Source organism: Aeromicrobium sp. PE09-221 (assembly GCF_002174305.1).
Taxonomy (GTDB): Bacteria; Actinomycetota; Actinomycetes; order Propionibacteriales; family Nocardioidaceae; genus Aeromicrobium.
This window is the reverse complement of record NZ_MIJB01000003.1, coordinates 96259-112866: the sequence shown is the minus strand read 5'-3', so window position 1 is coordinate 112866 and position 16608 is coordinate 96259. Positions and strand designations below refer to the sequence as shown.

General features: G+C 66.2%; 13 protein-coding genes. 8 read left to right on the top strand and 5 right to left on the bottom strand.

Features of this window, described 5'->3' with window-relative positions; genetic code table 11:
- Positions 1–123: 123 nt before the first annotated feature.
- Positions 124–1968: a helix-turn-helix domain-containing protein gene (locus BHE97_RS01685; protein WP_087622282.1), complete on the bottom strand. Its 1845-nt coding sequence runs from the start codon at positions 1966–1968 to the stop codon at positions 124–126.
- Positions 1969–2158: 190 nt separating this feature from the next.
- Between BHE97_RS01685 and BHE97_RS01680 the strand changes: the two genes are divergently transcribed.
- The 5 genes from BHE97_RS01680 to BHE97_RS01660 all read left to right on the top strand — a co-directional run bounded on the left by BHE97_RS01680 (position 2159) and on the right by BHE97_RS01660 (position 9888).
- Positions 2159–4072, top strand: coding sequence for a hydantoinase/oxoprolinase family protein (locus BHE97_RS01680; RefSeq protein ID WP_087622281.1), 1914 nt, complete (start codon positions 2159–2161; stop codon positions 4070–4072).
- 42 nt (positions 4073–4114) lie between these two features.
- On the top strand, positions 4115–4531 hold the full coding sequence (locus BHE97_RS01675) for an acetone carboxylase subunit gamma (protein ID WP_236757481.1): 417 nt from the start codon (positions 4115–4117) through the stop codon (positions 4529–4531).
- Positions 4532–4559: 28 nt separating this feature from the next.
- Positions 4560–6689, top strand: a complete 2130-nt coding sequence (locus BHE97_RS01670) for a hydantoinase/oxoprolinase family protein (protein WP_087622279.1) — start codon at positions 4560–4562, stop codon at positions 6687–6689.
- 28 nt (positions 6690–6717) lie between these two features.
- Positions 6718–9012 (top strand): hydantoinase B/oxoprolinase family protein, encoded by a 2295-nt coding sequence (locus BHE97_RS01665; protein WP_087622278.1) that lies wholly within the window; start codon positions 6718–6720, stop codon positions 9010–9012.
- A gap of 81 nt (positions 9013–9093) precedes the next feature.
- A complete protein-coding gene (locus BHE97_RS01660; RefSeq protein ID WP_087622277.1) occupies positions 9094–9888 on the top strand; it encodes a hypothetical protein in 795 nt (264 codons plus the stop codon).
- A gap of 192 nt (positions 9889–10080) precedes the next feature.
- Here the strand turns inward: BHE97_RS01660 and BHE97_RS20545 are convergent, their stop codons facing one another.
- Together BHE97_RS20545 and BHE97_RS20540 are read right to left on the bottom strand one after the other, a co-directional pair.
- Positions 10081–10413, bottom strand: a complete 333-nt coding sequence (locus BHE97_RS20545) for a DUF3817 domain-containing protein (RefSeq protein WP_236757480.1) — start codon at positions 10411–10413, stop codon at positions 10081–10083.
- Positions 10414–10469: 56 nt separating this feature from the next.
- On the bottom strand, positions 10470–10946 hold the full coding sequence (locus tag BHE97_RS20540) for a hypothetical protein (RefSeq protein ID WP_087622276.1): 477 nt from the start codon (positions 10944–10946) through the stop codon (positions 10470–10472).
- Between the two features lie 141 nt (positions 10947–11087).
- On the opposite strand from BHE97_RS20540, the gene BHE97_RS01645 reads away from it, so the two are divergent.
- Positions 11088–11747, top strand: a complete 660-nt coding sequence (locus tag BHE97_RS01645) for a hypothetical protein (RefSeq protein ID WP_087622275.1) — start codon at positions 11088–11090, stop codon at positions 11745–11747.
- Between the two features lie 8 nt (positions 11748–11755).
- On the opposite strand, the gene BHE97_RS01640 is transcribed toward BHE97_RS01645, so the two are convergent.
- Entirely contained in the window at positions 11756–12649 is an 894-nt protein-coding gene (locus tag BHE97_RS01640) for an SDR family oxidoreductase (protein ID WP_087622274.1), read from the bottom strand.
- 141 nt (positions 12650–12790) lie between these two features.
- Here BHE97_RS01640 and BHE97_RS01635 point away from each other — a divergent pair, with 141 nt between their 5' ends.
- Together BHE97_RS01635 and pntB are read left to right on the top strand one after the other, a co-directional pair.
- Positions 12791–14329: a Re/Si-specific NAD(P)(+) transhydrogenase subunit alpha gene (locus BHE97_RS01635; RefSeq protein WP_087622273.1), complete on the top strand. Its 1539-nt coding sequence runs from the start codon at positions 12791–12793 to the stop codon at positions 14327–14329.
- A gap of 5 nt (positions 14330–14334) precedes the next feature.
- Positions 14335–15756 carry a Re/Si-specific NAD(P)(+) transhydrogenase subunit beta gene (gene pntB / locus BHE97_RS01630; protein ID WP_087622272.1) on the top strand — a complete coding sequence of 474 codons (1422 nt, stop codon included), beginning with the start codon at positions 14335–14337 and terminating at the stop codon, positions 15754–15756.
- 167 nt (positions 15757–15923) lie between these two features.
- Here pntB and upp read toward each other — a convergent pair whose 3' ends face one another.
- Positions 15924–16562, bottom strand: coding sequence for a uracil phosphoribosyltransferase (gene upp, locus BHE97_RS01625; protein WP_087622271.1), 639 nt, complete (start codon positions 16560–16562; stop codon positions 15924–15926).
- Positions 16563–16608: the final 46 nt, after the last annotated feature.

Sequence of the window (16608 nt, the reverse complement as noted above, 5' to 3'; positions counted from 1 at the left end):
GCCACCGCTCGGCCTGGTGCGGAGGCGGGCCGGCAACCTTTCACGCTGCCAGGGGCAGGTCATCACCCTCACCGAGGTGGTGATGCGGTCACCGTGTACCCCACCCTGGCGACCTCGGGACCCTCACATCCGGATGGCGTAGATCTTGAGTTTGCGATAGAGGGTGGACCGGGACATGCCCAGATATGCCGCAGCCGCCACCCGATTTCCGCGGAACTCCTGCAGGGCGCCCACGATCGCGTCGCGTTCGGCGGATTCCAGCGGACTCAGACTGTGGCGCGCCGTGGTCTGGCAATAGGCCGGGAAGTCACTTTCCTGGATCTCGCCCACAGGACGCCGGTGCAAGGCGTGTTCGAGAGCTTCCCGCAGCTGGGTGAGATTCCGTGGCCACGAGTAGCGGGCGACCAAACGCGCGGCGGCGGGACTGAGCCGCACCCGGCGAGCGGGGGCGATGCGCCCGAGCAATGCGTCGGTGATGGCTGCCAGGTCCTCGGCGCGCGACCGCAACGGCGGAACCGTGATGGCCTCATCGAAATGCGGCAGCAGTGCGTGGAAGGGCCGATCGGAGTCCAAGGACGAGTCGGAAAGCGTCGCGACGAAGGACATCGAGTCATCCCGCTCGCGCATGGCCGCGAACAACCGATCGAGGTGTTCGACGCCTTCAGTCGAGGCCTGATCGATCGTGCGCACGATACACAAGGTCGGTTCTCCATGGGCCGACCGTGGAATGTCCAGCCCGTGGGAGAGGAAGTCTCCCTCGATCTGAGAGGCGTCGACCGAGATGCTGCGGGCGCCGGGATGACAGGCATGGAAGACCTCGGCGACGAGGGTGAACTTGCCCGTCCCGGATTCGCCCATCACGAGCGTAGGACGACCGGCACCCAGCGCAGCCTCGAGCTGTGCGCGGGCGCGGATCCAGGCTGGCGATGTCCCGCGCGCGGTGGGATTCTGTTCCCGGGGCAGGCCCTCGGCCAGTGCCGATGTCGCGGTGTCTGCCGCTGCCGCCGGCGTCACCACGTGCTCATCGAGCAGAGCATCCGCATGGGGCGGATGCTCGATGACCGGATCGACGACCACCACCACGCCAGCCACCTCGTCTCCTACGACGATCCGGGTGCCCCGAAAATGCACCACCCGGCCGTCCGGCATCTCCAGGGTGTCCGCCGCGCGATCTCGGCGTCGCATGAGGAACATGGCGTGGTCGCAGATGCGCTGCTGGGCATCGCCGTCGAAGAGCCCACGGGCGACCTCATTGGCCATCGCCACGCTCTGGCCGAAGGCGAAGACGCCCTGGCGAGTGGCCCGCGCATTGGCACGCAGATAGGTGTCGAAGATCGCCTGCTGGGCCTGATTGCGATCCAGCAGCAAATTCTGGCTGATGTTCTTGGCGACGCTCTTGGCCAAGGTGTGCATCAGCGGGCTCCACGTCTGGGCGAGCGAGGAGATATCGAGAACTCCCTCCACCCGGCCGGTGAGCGGGTCGATGATCGGCGCACCGGTGCAGGCGAACTGCTGGAGGTTCTCGGCGAAGTGGGCCGGACCGACGACACTGACCGAACGTCCCGCCTCCAGCACCGTCCCTACGCCATTGGTGCCCATCTGCGCTTCGGAGTAGTCATAGCCCGGAGCGAAGTCGACGCGGTCGAGCAGTCTCGCGACGGCATTGGAGGTGTGAACCCGCTGGACGACCCGCGCACGCTGATCGGTCACCGCGATGACCAGCGGCATGTCCGCGACATCGGCTCCCAGCTGTCGTAAGACCGGCTGACTGCAGCGGACCAGCATCGACGCCATATCGATCTGGTCGAAATCCGTGCGTGGATTCGTGCTGTCGACGCCGGCCGCCTGACTGCGCACCCACGAGGCCGCGAGGTCATCGGGAACCCCGGAGGCTCCGGCGAGGCCAGACTCGAGAAAGTCGGCACGCGCCGCAGCAATCCGCAACAGCTCCGACTCCGAGTTCGGCATCTCATCTCCGTTCTCCGACCTTCCGCACCCATCATCACTGTGACACGTGACACATTCAATTCCCTCCGGTGTCCGATCTTGGGACATCTGACACCCATGAGACACGCGCCACAGTGGTCTACATCACATGCGGGGTCCTGGTCGTCACCAGGCTCGGACGACCGCCACACACGCGAGTGAAGGATTCGAGATGGACACTCTCATCAACATCGACAATGGGGGCACCCTCACCGACGTCTGCGTCTGGGACGGATCGGACTTCACATTCACCAAGACGTTGACGACACCCCACGACCTCTCAGAGTGCCTCTTCACCGGCATCGAGAAGGCATCGGAGCGGCTCTATGGTGAGGTGAATCTCGAGCGACTCCTGCACGCCACCAAGCACATCCGGTACTCCACCACCCAGGGCACGAATGCTCTCGTGGAACGTCGCGGACCGAAGGTCGGGATCCTGACGACCATCGAGGCGCTCGCCGACTCCCTGACGACCACCGACGCCGAGTCCTCGCTCTACCGCACACTCGTCGAGGAGCGGCTCCTCGTCGTCGACCCCAGCGACACCGCCGACCAGTTTGAACAGGATGTCGTCCAGGCCATCAACCGGCTGACGACCCTCGGAGCCGCACGGGTCGTCGTCACCGGTGAGGACCTCGCACAGGAGCACCGCATCCGCCAGGTCCTCCTGCGTCAGTTTCCCCGGCACCTGCTCGGGTCCATCCCCCTCATCTACAGCTGGGAGCTCGCGGGCGACCGCAACGACGCGCGACGCACATGGTCATGTGTCATCAACTCCTTCCTGCACCCGACGATGGAGCGCTTCCTCTACGGTGCCGAACGCAGGCTCAAGGAGTACAAGGTGGTCAACCCGCTACTGGTGTACCGCAACGACGGAGCATCCTCGCGGGTGGCCAAATCGGTGGCATTGAAGACCTACTCGTCCGGACCCCGTGGCGGTCTGGAAGGCACCGCCGCGCTCGCACGCATCTATGGACTCGGGCGCACCCTCATGATGGACATCGGCGGCACCACCACCGATGTCGGCATTGTCGAGGATGCCGTCGTGACGACCGCCGAGCGCGGATCGATCCGCGGTGTCGACATCTCCTACCCGATGAGCGATGTCCACTCGCGCGGCGTCGGCGGCTCCTCGGTCATCACCGTCAAAGACGGCAGGATCACCGTCGGGCCGGAGTCGGTCGGCGCCGCACCCGGTCCCGCCTGTTTCGGATTCGGCGGTAAGCAGGCGACGATCACGGATGTCAATCTGCTGCTCGGCGTTCTCGACCCGGACACCTATCTCGAAGGCACATTCGCCCTCGACCCGGCCCGCTCCACCGCGGTGATCACCGAGACGGTCGCCGAGCCCATGGGCATCAGCCTCGACGAGGCCCTCGTGCAGATGGAGCAGGCGTATTTCGAGGCCGTGGCTGACTCCTTCGCCCACCTCGTCACCGCCGACACCACCTTGGCCGCCTTCGGAGGCGCCGGACCCATGAGCGCAACGGGCGCCGCGCGGCCCGCCGGGGTGAAGCAGGTACTGGTTCCACGTACCGCGGCGGTCTTCTCAGCACTGGGGATCTCGTTCTCCGATGTCGGCAAGACCTATGAGGTGGCCGCCCCAGCGCCAACGACCGATGCCGTCGATGCCACTCACCGCGAACTGCTCCAGCGAGCCGAGCGAGACATGTTCCAGGAAGGGTTCGCCCTCGCTGACTGCACGATGACCTCCGAGGTTGTGCTGGAAGACGACCACGGCGCAGTCCTGGCGCGCACCCCGTACCAACCCGGCGACCCGATCGACGCCCTCGCCCCGCATGCGACATTGCGAGTCACGGTGACGGCCCACCTGACCCACCCCGACCTTGCCGAGGACGTCCCCGTCACGCCCAGCCCGGCACCACGCGCAGGCACGCGAGAGGTGCGATCTGCGGCCGACATCGTCGATACCGTCGCGGTCCACATCCTCGACGATCTGTCCCCCGGCGACACGGGCTCGGGACCCGCGATCGTCGAGGGCCCGTTCTTCACCGCCCGCGTACTGCCCGGGTGGGACTTCCGGGTCACCGCAGCCGGCGACCTCCTGCTGACCGACACGCTCTGATACCTCACCGACACCGAAGGGAGGACTCCCATGCGAGTCCCCATGACCGAATACCTCGTGATCGATCTCGACACCGAACGCTGGGTCTGCCGCGTGTGCGCCCACGACATGGGCTCGGCGCACGGCAACTACAAGCCCGGCACGCTGGTGTACGACCGCGACCCACGCGAGATCCATCAGCCGATCATCGACCCGGAGCGCTACGAATACACCTTCAGCCCCGACCCATCGTTCTGTCGGATCCTGGAGTACTACTGCCCCGGCTGCGCCACCCAGATCGAGGTCGAATACCTACCTCCGGGCCACCCGCCGACGGAGGACATCGTCGTGGACGTCGCAGCGCTGCGCGCCCAATGGCAAGCCCGTGGACTCGATGCCGAGGAGGTCTTCAACTACGGGCCCGGCGAGGACGCGCAGAAGCACACCGCTGCCCTCAAGGCCCTCGGCCACGTCCGCTGACTACACCCTCGACATCAAGGAAGACGACATGAAACGTATCTCCGTCGACATCGGTGGCACCTTCACCGACTGCTTCTTCGTCTGGGACGACCAGTACATCGACGCCAAGGCGCTGACCACCCATCACAATCTCGCACTCGGATTCAATGAAGCGCTGGACCTGGCGTGCAAGAGGGCCGGACTCGATCGATCGACCGTCCTGTCCGAGGTGGACTCGGTCCGCTACGCCACCACCCTGGGCACGAATGCGCTCATCGAGCGGAAGGGCCCGAAGGTCGCGGCCATCGTCACCCACGGCTTCGAGGACACCATCCCGCTATCGCGTGGTCGCGGCTACGGCGAAGGACTCGACTACGCCATGCAGCAGAACCTTCCCGCAGCGGAACGGCCGGAGCCCATCGTCCCCCGGTCGTTGATCCGCTCGGTCAAGGAACGGATCAATTCCGCCGGCGCCGTGGTGGCACCTCTCCAGGCCGAAGACGTGAGGTCGGTCGTGCGAGAACTCGTCGACGCCGGTGCGGAGGCGATCGTCGTCTCATTGGTCAATGCCACTGAGAACCCGGCCCACGAACTGGCGATCCAGGAGATCATCCTCGACGAATTCCCCCCGCACGAGCTCGGCGCGATTCCGGTCCTGCTCGGACATCAGGTGTCGGGCCGCAAGGGCGAGTACGTCCGTGCCACCTCCACGATCATCGACGCATTCCTGCACGAGATCATGTTCCACGCGCTCAGCCAGCTGTCCAATAACCTGCGCGAGTTCGGCTACGACAAGCCGATGCTCGTGATCCACAACTCCGGTGGCATGGCGCAGATGAACTCGACCGACGCGTTACAGACGATCCACTCCGGACCGATTGCCGGGGTCGGAGCCGCCGAGCACCTGTCGACGGAGACCGGGCTCGGCCATGTGATCTCCACCGACATGGGTGGTACCTCCTTCGACATCGGACTGGTGCCCGAAGGCGGCGTCAAGCATTACGACTTCCTGCCGACGATCGATCGGTGGCTCGTCTCCGTGCCGATGGTCCACCTCGACACGCTCGGAGCCGGTGGCGGTTCGATCGCCAGCTATGACCGCATCCATGACTCGATCAAGATCGGGCCGGAGTCGGCGGGATCGAACCCGGGTCCGGCCTGTTACGACCGCGGCGGCCTTCGAGCCACGGTCACCGATGCCGACCTGCTGCTGGGTTACCTCGATCCGGACAACTACGCGAATGGCTACATCACGCTCAATCCGAAGCGATCGATCTTCGCGGTCGAGGAGACGCTGTGCGACCCGCTCGATATGGAGGTCATCGACGTCGCGAAGGCGATCAAGGACGGCGTGGACGAGCAGATGGCGATCGGCATCGGCAAGGAGCTACGCGTCCGCGGATACCTGCCCGAGGACTTCACGATGCTCGCCTATGGCGGTAACGGCCCGCTCCACGCCTGCGGGATAGCGCGTCACGCCGGCATCAAGCGAGTCCTGGCGCCTCCCTTCTCGTCGGTGTTCTCGGCGTGCGGGGCCGGCAATATGAGGCAGCTGCACTTCCACGAGCGCGGCGTCCACGTGACGATGTACAACGCCACGAACCGTGAGCTCTACGCGAACTACGACGAGTTCAACAGCGTCGTCGAGGAACTCGAAGCGCGCGGTCGCGAGGATCTCGTCCGCCAGGGCTTCGCCGCCGAGGACGTCCTGCATCGCCTAGAGGTCGATATGCGCTACGGCAATCAGCTCTTGACACAGGCCGTGGCCCTGGAGAATCTGTCGCGTATCAACGGCGTGGGCGATCTCCTGGAGATCATCAAGACCTTCGGCGATGTCTACAGCCACCGATTCGGGGCGGCCTCGGCCGCGCCCGAGGCCGGGATTCGCTGCAGCACCATTCGAGTCGCCTCCTATGTGGAAGGCGACGTGGTGAACTTCGAATCGCTGGCCGCTGGCGGGGACCGTTCCGAGCCCGATCCGATCGGCCATCGTCACGCCCACTTCACCGGACAGGACGATCCCGTCCTGACACCGGTCTACGACCAGCACGCCTTGACCCCCACGAGCGTCATCCACGGTCCGGCGATCGTCACGACAGAGAACACCACATTCCTGGTCGAGCCCGAGTGGCGACTCGAGCCGACGGCACAAGGTGCCGTCTGGTTCCTGCAGGACTGACCCGGATCCCCACGAAAGGACTTCCACTATGACCACCATCGACGAGCACCCCACCCTCACCGCTCAGGAACAGGAGTGGGTCGACGAGTTCATGGACGAGACGACGCTGTTCCTCGGGCCCGACCCGGAGATCATGCGCAGCCACTCGATCGCCGAGCGCACCGAGCACGAGGAAGAGGTCATCGCCGCCGGTGTCGACCGGATCCAGGTCGAGCGGATCCGCAAGCGCATCGCCGGTGCCTTGGACGAAGGCTACGAGATGTGCGAGGCCCAGGGCGCCGCGCCGGGGGCGAAGTGGGGCGACCTGACGACCGCGATCTACACCGCGGCCGGTGACGTGTCCTATCTGTCCTGTCACGGTGTGATCGCCTTCAGCGCGATCCTGCACCACCCGATCCGGTACATCATGAAGTACTGGAAGGACGAACCCACCGTCGGCGTCCACGAGGGTGACGGCTTTATCCACAATGACGCCCGGTACGGGAATGTCCACAACACCGACCAGTCGATGATCATGCCGATCATCCGCGACGGGAAGATCATCGCCTGGGTCGCTGCGACCATCCACGAAGGCGAGAACGGGGCCTGTGAACCCGGGGGCATGCCATCGGGCTCGGAAACCCCATTCGACGACGGCCTGCGGATGAGCCCGTTCAAGATCGTCGAGCGGGGAGAGTTGCGCCGCGACCTGCTGACCTTCCTCCAGCACTCGGTGCGCGACCCGAAACTCCAGCTCGCGGACCTGAAGGTCAAGATCACGGCGGTCCGCAAGATCATGGAGCGAGTCGATGCCCTGATCGACGAAGTCGGCGTGGACACCTTCGTCGGCGCGCTGCGGGTCACCGTCGAGGATGTCGATGCCGAGGTGCGCCGCCGCATCTCCGAGCTGCCCGATGGCACCTACCGGTTCGACCAGTTCATGGACAGCACGCTGAAGGAGAACATCCTCATCAAGATCGCGTGCAAGATCACCGTCAAGGGCGACCATATGACGGTCGACCTGCGGGGCACCGGTCCGGAAATCCTCAACCGTGCGATCAACGCTCCGCTCTGCTCGGTGAAGTCGATGATGATGCAGGCGATCCTCGCCTTCTGGTGGCCCGATCTGCCCCGCTGCACGTCGGCCATGAGCTGCATCGAGATCATCTCGGACGAGGGGACCTGGGCGGATGCCTCATATGACGCCCCGATGGGCCAGTCGCTGCAGGCCTCATTCCGCGGATTCTCCATGATGCAGGCGCTCTACAGCCGCATGTCCTTCTCGACGCCCCACAAGTACAGCAATGTCGTGGCGAACTGGTTCAACCAGATCAACACCTTCTTGTGGGGTGGTGTGACCCAGCACGGTGACATGGTCGGCAACCTGTGTGCCGATCTGAACGGCATGCCCGGAGGGGCCAAACCCTTCCGCGACGGTGAGGACGCCGTGTCGCCACTGTTCTGCGCGATGGCCGATACCGCTGAGCAGGAGGTGATGGAGGAGGAGGTCCCGTTCATGCAGCTGGTCGCCAAGCGCCTGGTCAAGGACAACATGGGCTTCGGCAAGTTCACCGGAGGCATGGGGTACGAGATGATCGTGGCCGCCGAAGGCACTCCGCACTGGGGCTTCATGACGGTGACATCCGGTGCCAAGTTCTCGTCCATCTACGGGATGTACGGGGGTTATGGCTGTGGTACGTATCCGCTCTCGATGGTCAAGGGAACGAATGTCTACGACCATTTCCGCAATGACCCCGGATCGTTCGACTTGTCGATCGAGAAGATCATGAACGAGCGGCCCTTCCCGGAGGGCACGTACATGACCTCCCATATGGGTCTGCAGTACGACCTCGCCAGGGACGGCGAGCTGTACATGATCAGTCAGGGTGCCGGCGGCGGTTACGGCGATCCGCTCGAGCGGCTGCCGGAGTCGGTCGTCAAGGATGCGGAGCTGGGGCGGATCAGTCAGAAGGTCGCCTTCGATCTCTTCGGCGTCGTCTACGACCCCGAGACCTTCCGTCTGGATGCCAAGGCGACGGACGCGGCGCGGGCCGCGGCGCGGGCGGCCCGGCTCGAACGTGGAAAGCCATTCGCGGAATTCTGCGAGGAGTTCGTCACGCCTGAGCCCCCGAAGGACCTGCCGTACTACGGGGCGTGGGGCGATACCGATCAGATCACCGCGACGGTCCACACGACTGACGGACCCGAGCGGGTCACCGCCCCGCTCGATGAACTGCCGATCGTGATGATTCCGGACCGGCGCGAGGTCAAGATCGCCGCGCTGGAGGAGCGGGTTCGTGAACTCGAGATCAAGCACGGCGAACAGGTCAACCGACTGGCCTGACGTCCCCGCCGGTGGTGGCGTCGCCTATCCGGCGTCGTCACCACCGGCACCCCCATCGACCCACCACACGAGGAGCCGACCATGTCCCACATCACCTCGGCGCTGCGCGCCCCCGCGGCCAGTGGCCGCCCCCGCCCGTTTCTGATCGACCATGACTCCTACGCCACAGCCGTGATCCGCCAAGGGCGTCCGGTTCCCTGGACCGATCTCGCTGAGCTCACCGGACACTTCCATCAGGTGCACTCGTTGCTGGACCCGGATGCGACGTGGGTGGACGCCGGAGCGCTGCTGAGGGCCTACCTGTCCGTGCGTCCCGAACTCACCCAGGCGATGGCCGAACGCGGTCGACCCGGGTACGCCTTGCGCACGCTGTTGGATGACGAGGGCGCTACTGAGGCGGTCGTCCGGACGCTCACCACGCTTACCACCGCCACCGGACGTCCGGTGATCGTCTCCGTCCCCTCCCCGGCCCGCTGGCTGGCCCAGACGCATGCCATCGCCGGCACCCCGCGTCCCGAGATCGACGAAGACCGGGCCGACAGTGCCTCCCTCTACGTCGCACAGTGGTTGGGACGGCTCGGTGCCTTGCCGGGGGCCATGATCCTGCTCGACGCGCGCGGCGACGATGTGGACATCGTCGAGAAGCCTGAGGCGTACACCGCGGTGGTCAATGTGTGCGATCACCTTGAGTGGATCGTGGCGATGCGCGATGACGACGGAGTCGCCGTCGTGGGAGACCACCCGAGTATCGGCGTCGTGGATCCTGCGTTCTGGCGTGGCGCGGGCGCCCTTCCCGAGACTCCGGTTCTGCTCGCTCAGATCCCCGCGACGGCTGCGCCCGAGCAGGTGCTCGACCGGCTTGCGACACTCACGTGAGCGAAACGGAATCGACAGCCGGATGACGGTCCCGGCTGCGTCAGTCGCCTATCGTCCGGGACTCGCGACGACCGGCGCTGGTGGCTTCGGTTCGTGCGGTATCCCGGTAGTGCCGTTCGCCAGCAGACCGATCGGGTGGCTGGTCGCCTCGTCGGCTGGTGAGAACGGGCAACTGCCGACGCTCGCAGCCGGTCAGGCGGCGGACATGGTCGGCGGGGTGGGCGCGGTGAGACGGCCGGTGCGTTCGGCCCAGACATCGAAGACGATCGTCGCCAGGGGAGGGATGGAGGCGAACAGACCCCACAGCAGGGTGGGAATCGACCATCGGAATGTGCGCCAGGCGATCAGGGTGACCAGGACATAGAGCATGAACAGGCCGCCGTGGATGGGACCGAAGATCTGGACCCCGACCTCGGAGGTCTCGGCGATCCACTTGACGTACATGCCGATCAGCAGCCCCGTCCAAGAGAGTGCCTCGGCGATGGCGACGGTACGGAAGAGGGGGCGAACGATCCGGGGGCTCACGGCGCCGAGCGTACGGGAGCGGGCCAAGACTGACTCGGCCCGCTCCCGTCGTGACACTACTGGGCTGAGGTGGTCTTCTTCACCTTGTCCGGATTGGTGAGCGGACCGACGGACACGGTTCCGGTGCCTCCGGCGCCACCGCCGGATCCGCCGGATCCGATGACGGTGATGGGACCGACGCGGACGAACCCTCCGCCTCCGACGCCTCCGCCCCCTCCGCCGTGGCCCGCGCGGCGGGCCTCCTCGCGCTTGATGACATCGCAGACGATTCCGGGCCCGATGCAGGGACTTGATGAGGGTGCCGCGGCCGGGGGCTGGGGCGCAGGGCGGGGTACAGGGCGCTGGAGGCGGTTCGGGTCTACGCCGCACCTGCCGTCCTCGTAGTACTCGGTGACGCCATGAGAGATCCGCTTGGCGTAGCCGGGAACGGCGCTGCAGTTCTGGGCGGAGGCGGTCGGGGCCGTCACGATCAAGCTCGTGCCCACGAGACTTGCCACAGCGATTCCACGCAGCATGACAGTGAGTGCTTTCATGATCCTCTCCTGCTGTGAATGATGATGGGCAACGGCAGGATCCCGTGGATCGCCGGATTTCGTCCACCCGTAGAACTACGGGTTTGCAGAAGAGCCGTGGCGGTTCACGTGTGAGAAACGTGGATTCGACACAATGGACGCATGGCATTCCATCTACGCGTCGAGCTGCCGGACGTTCCCGGCTCGCTGGGCGCGTTGGCGACGGCTCTCGGTAGTGCCGGCGCCGACATCGAGGCCATCGAGATCGTCGAGCACCGGTCCGATGGCCTCGCGGTCGACGATGTGCTCCTCGAACTGCCGCCGAGCGTCATGCCCGATGCCCTCATCACGGCCTGCCACGCGCTCGACGGCGTGCGGGTGCACTGGATCTCGCGCTATGCCGCGGGAGCGAATCTGCGGATGGATCTGGAGGCGGTCGAGTCCTTCACGGCCGAGCCCTCGAAGGCCATCGAGCGCCTGGTCGAGGTGGTGCCCGATACCTTCCGCACGGACTGGGCGCTGGCGGTCGTGCGGCGTCGCGGTGCGGTCCAGATGGCCTACGGCACGGTGGCGGCTCCTCAGCTCATCGACGAGGCCGAGCAGTGGCTGGACCTGGACTCCTCTCGGGCTCTCGACGATGTCGCGCAGTGGGAGTCGATGGTGCTGGCAGGCGCCCCGGGGCGCCTGCGTCGCGGACAGCGGTTCGCGCTCGTGGTCGGGCGGCGCGGCGGACCGGAGTTCCTGCCCTCGGAGATCGCGCGGCTCGGGCACATGACCGCCCTCGCCGCCTCCGTGCAGGACCCCGACGCCGCCGACTGGTGACCTGGCGGTCAGCTGTGCCGGTCGGTCACCGGAACGTGGCTGTGGTGGTAACGACCCAGGGCATCGACCTCGGCCTCGAGCTGCGGGACCGTCTTGCGGGTCAGGCGACGGATATAGGGCCATGTCGCCGGAGAGTTGACCAAGGCCTTGGACCAGTTGGCGATCAGCACCCCCTTGGGCACGTAGACGCGGGTCTTCCGCTTCGCGAAGCCGGTCAGGATGTGCTCGACGCATTCCTCGACGCTCGTGGTCGAGTTAGCCGGATAGGGCAGCTTGCTGCGGATCGCCTTGAACGTGGGCAGGTCGTTCTCGGCCCCGCGGACGATATCGGTGTCGATCCAGGAGGGGTGACAGATGCCGACCTTGATGCCGAGGTGGGCGACCTCCTGCCGCATCGCGACGGCGAGCGATTCACACCCGGCCTTGCTCGCGGCGTAGGGCGCGAGGCCGGCGATATTGGAGAAGGCTGCGAGCGAGGAGACCACCAGCAGGTATCCTCGCGTCCGCTGTAGGTGCGGGATCGTGTGCTTGGCGGTCCGGAACACCCCGTTGATGTTGACGTCGATGACTCGCTCGAAGGCGGAGTCGTCGATCTGGCGCACGGTGCCGTAGGACGCGATACCCGCGTTGGCGAGGACGACGTCGATCCGTCCGAAGTGTGCGGCCGCGCTGTCGATGGCCTGCGCGATGGCCTCACCGTCACGGACATCGGCCTCCCACCAGGCGGCATCGTCGCCGAGCTCCTCGGCCAGCTGAGCGAGGAGGTCCGGCTCGAGACCCAGGAGGGCGACCTTGCCGCCGTGGGCGACGAACTCGCGGGCGGTGTGGGCGCCGATGCCTCGGGCGGCGCCGGTGATGAGCGCGACTTTTCCGCTGAAGGCGGAGGGACTGAGCGTGGCCATGGGCTTAAGATACCGTTGGTATGTGGAATGTGCCACTGGCGATGTCACATTCCCTTGCTTAGCAGTCCGACATCCCCCACATGGTGAGACAGACGTCTCAGCCGGTGGTCACAACCGGGTTTCGTCGCTAGTGTTCGCGAGGTGAAGATCGGAATCGTCACCGAGTCGGTGCCTGGAGAGACGCGCGTCGCGGCGACTCCGTCGACTGTGGGTCAGTTGTTGAAGCTCGGCTACGAGGTCGTGGTCGAGTCGGGGGCGGGTGAGCTCGCGAGCTTCCCTGACGGTGCCTTCGTCGAGGCTGGCGCCTCCGTCGGAACGGGTGATGACGCCTGGTCGGCCGATGTGGTGCTGAAGGTGAACGCCCCCTCCGAGGGTGAACTGGACCTTCTGCGCGAGGGCGCGACGATCGTGAGCATGATGAGCCCGGCGCTGAACCCCGATCTGGTGGACCAGCTCGCGGCCCGACCGATCACCGCTCTGGCGATGGACGCGGTGCCGCGGATCTCGCGTGCCCAGTCGATGGACGTGCTGTCCTCGATGGCCAATATCGCCGGCTACCGCGCCGTGGTCGAGGCGGCCAATGAGTTCGGTCGTTTCTTCACCGGTCAGGTGACGGCCGCGGGCAAGGTCCCGCCGGCCAAGGTCCTGGTCGCCGGTGCCGGTGTCGCCGGTCTGGCGGCGATCGGCGCCGCATCGAGTCTCGGCGCGATCGTGCGCGCCACCGACCCGCGTCCCGAGGTCGCCGATCAGGTCAAGTCCATCGGCGGCGAGTACCTCGAGGTCGTTGTGCCCGATGAGGACAAGGAAGTGTCCTCCGACGGCTATGCGAAGGCCACGAGCGAGGCCTATGACCGCCGTGCAGCGGAGATCTACTCCGAGCAGGCGGCCGAGGTCGACATCATCATCACGACGGCGCTGATCCCCGGGCGCGCGGCGCCCCGCCTGATCACGGCGGCCGATGTGGCCGCGATGAAGCCCGGCAGCGTGATCGTGGACATGGCCGCCGCGCAGGGGGGCAATGTCGAGGGATCGGTGCCCGGCGAGCGCGTGGTCACCGATAACGGCGTCATCATCCTCGGTTACACCGATCTGGCGGGCCGACTGCCCACGCAGGCCTCGCAGCTGTACGGGACGAATCTCGTCAACCTGCTCAAGCTGCTGACTCCGGGCAAGGACGGACAGCTGGTCCTCGACTTCGACGACGTGGTGCAGCGCGCCATCACCGTCGCGCGGAACAGGGAGAAGCTGTGGCCTCCGCCGCCGGTCCAGGTCTCGGCGGCGCCCGCACCCGCGGCGGCTCCCGCGCCCGAGCCCGTCCCGGCCAAAGAGCCGATGACGCAGGGGCAGCGGGTCGGTATGGTGGCCCTCGGTGCCGCGGTGCTGTTCGCCCTGGTCGGCATCGCGCCGATGGCGTTGCAGGGCCACCTGGTGGTGTTCGCGCTGGCGATCGTGGTCGGCTTCTATGTCATCGGGAGTGTTCACCATGCGCTGCACACGCCGTTGATGAGCGTGACCAATGCGATCAGCAGCATCATCATCGTGGGCGCCCTGTTGCAGATCGGCTTCGGTGAACCGATCGTGACCGCCCTGGCGCTGATCGCGATCCTGCTGGCCAGCATCAATATCTTCGGTGGCTTCGCGGTGACGCGCCGCATGCTCGCCATGTTCTCGAGGAGCTGAGGGGCATGTTCACCATCGATACCGCCGTCTCGGCGGCATATGTCGTCGCCGCATTGCTGTTCATCCTGGCCTTGGCGGGCCTGAGCAAGCATGAGACCGCCCGCGCGGGCAATACCTTCGGGATGCTGGGCATGGCCGTCGCGCTGGGCGCGACGCTCGTGATGGCCTTCGACGGGGGTGTGGACACCACTGCCACGGTATTGCTCGTCGTCGTGGTTCTGATCGGCGCGGCGATCGGGCTGTGGCGGGCTCGCGCGGTCGAGATGACCGGGATGCCTGAGCTGATCGCGCTGCTGCATAGCTTCGTCGGCCTCGCCGCGGTGCTGGTCGGCTGGAACCGGTTCTTCCAGGTGGAGGACAACCCGGACGGCGCCTATGCCCGCCGACTGGACGCGATGGACCTGTTGGGCATCCATGCGGCCGAGGTGACGATCAGCGTCTTCATCGGCGCGGTCACCCTGACCGGCTCGATCGTGGCCTTCCTGAAACTGTCAGGTCGGATGAAGTCCTCGCCGCTGATGCTGCCGGGCAAAAACTACCTGAACATCGGCGCGCTCGTCGTGTTCATCGCGCTGACCGCGTGGTTCGTGGCCGCGCCGAGCATCTGGTTGCTGATCGTGGTCACGCTCGTTGCGCTAGCTCTCGGCTGGCACCTCGTCGCCTCGATCGGTGGCGGCGACATGCCCGTGGTCGTGTCGATGCTCAACAGCTACTCCGGCTGGGCCGCGGCGGCGTTGGGCTTCCTGCTCCTCAACGATCTGCTGATCATCGTGGGTGCATTGGTCGGGTCGTCCGGTGCCTATCTGTCCTACATCATGTGCAAGGGCATGAACCGATCTTTCATCTCGGTGATCGCGGGCGGTTTCGGTATGGAGGCGCCCACGGGCGATGACACCGACTACGGTGAGCACCGCGAGATCACCGCAGCCGATGTTTCCGAGCTGCTCAAGAACGCCTCGAGCGTCATCATCACCCCCGGTTATGGCATGGCGGTGGCCCAGGCGCAGTACCCGGTGGCGGAACTGACCCGCCTGCTGCGGGACCGCGGAGTCGAGGTGCGCTTCGGCATCCATCCGGTCGCGGGTCGCCTGCCCGGGCACATGAACGTACTGCTGGCCGAGGCGAAGGTGCCTTACGACATCGTCCTGGAGATGGACGAGATCAACGATGACTTCGCCGACACGTCGGTCGTGCTCGTCATCGGTGCCAATGACACGGTGAACCCGGCCGCCTCGGAGGACCCGTCCAGCCCCATCGCGGGTATGCCGGTGCTGCACGTCTGGGAGGCCGAGAATGTCATCGTGTTCAAGCGCTCGATGGCCGCGGGTTATGCGGGCGTGCAGAATCCGCTGTTCTTCCGCGAGAACACCCAGATGCTCTTCGGCGATGCCAAGGAACGCGTCGAAGACATCATCAAGGCCCTTTAAGCAAGATGACAGGCTCGCCGAGCGTTGGGTGGGACCCGCGCAGGATGTGACTTCATGGTTGCCATAGCAGCCGTGGAATCACATCCTCCGTCGGCGACTACCCGGGGGAGCGATGGCGTAGGTCACCGCTCAGGCGAGGGCGGACGCAGGTCCGTCGAGGGGCGGGCTCAAGCGACGCCGTACAGGCGGTCCCCGGCGTCGCCGAGTCCCGGCACGATGTAGCCGTTCTCGTCGAGGCGCTCGTCCACGGCGGCGGTCACCACGGTGACCGGGACGTCGATGTGCTCCAGCTCGGACTCGATCCGGCGCACGCCTTCGGGGGCCGCGAGCAGGGTGATGGCGGTGATGTGATCGGCTCCGCGCTTGACGAGGAAGTCGATCGCCATCGCGAGCGTGCCCCCCGTGGCGAGCATCGGATCGAGCACATAACACTGCCGGCCGGAGAGGTCATCGGGCAGACGCTCGGCGTAGGTCTCGGCCTGCAGGGTCTCCTCATTGCGGATCATGCCGAGGAAGCCGACCTCGGCCGTGGGGAGTAGCCGCTGCATGCCCTCGAGCATGCCCAGCCCGGCACGCAGGATCGGCACGACGAGAGGCGCGGGCGTCGAGAGGCGCACGCCGGTCGTCGGGGCGACGGGGGTCTCGATGGCGGCGGGCTCCACGCGCACCTCGCGCGTGGCCTCATAGGCCAGCAGCGTCACGAGCTCCTCGGTCAGGCGGCGGAATGTGGGCGAGTCGGTCGTCGTCTGCCGCAGTACGGTGAGCTTGTGGGCGACGAGCGGGTGATCGAGGACGTGAACCTGCATGCCCTGAGCCTATCGGTCGCGACGCCGCGCGAACCGGGAAGCTCGC